The organism is Paenibacillus cisolokensis (genome assembly GCF_050481165.1).
GTDB lineage: Bacteria > Bacillota > Bacilli > Paenibacillales > Paenibacillaceae > Paenibacillus_AH > Paenibacillus_AH cisolokensis.
In genome coordinates this window covers 1-660 of record NZ_JBCNFP010000192.1, presented here as the reverse complement: position 1 = coordinate 660, position 660 = coordinate 1, and the positions used below count along the sequence as shown (strand labels likewise).

Sequence of the window (660 nt, the reverse complement as noted above, 5' to 3'; positions counted from 1 at the left end):
CGTTCTTACGTCGGCAAATCGGGACACCGTCTTCATCGTTGACGATTCGATGTTCGAGCGCAACCGCAGCAAAGCCGTCGAGTTGCTGGCCAGATTCAAAGATCATGCCACCGGAGCTTATTATAAGGGCTTTCGCATGCTCACCATGGGATGGTCCGACGGCCATACGTTTCTGCCGCTGGACTTCGCGCTGCTCAGTTCCAGCAAATCTGCCATTAACGGCATGAGTGAGAAGATCGACAAACGGACGAACGGCTATAAGCGACGTCAAGAAGCACTCCTGCCGGCTCCGCAAGTGATTGTATCGATGTTGGATCGCGCGCTTGCCGCGGGAGCCACGGCCTCCTATGTCTTGATGGACAGTTGGTTCACGCACGCCCCCCTCATTGGGGAAATCATATCCCGTGGGCTCCATGTGATCGGCATGGTCAAGAACGACAATAAGCGTTTCCTTGTTCAAGACCGGAAGCTGTCGTTAAAAGAACTATATGCGGCAGCGTCTCTGGTGCAAAGCAAGAAACGAGGCATCCTTCGTTCGATTCGAACCGAGCTTGCCCCCGGCATACCGGTTCGCGTGGTATTCGTCCGTCATCGTACGAAGAAGAATGAATGGCTCGCGGTACTGTCGACGGATCTTTCCCTCTCCGTGGAGGACGTGAT

Annotated in this window: 1 protein-coding gene; it reads left to right on the top strand. The window is 54.5% G+C overall.

What is annotated here, in order from left to right:
- Positions 1-660: IS4 family transposase (locus ABEV74_RS22870; protein WP_430149971.1), on the top strand; the 660-nt coding region annotated here is incomplete at both ends.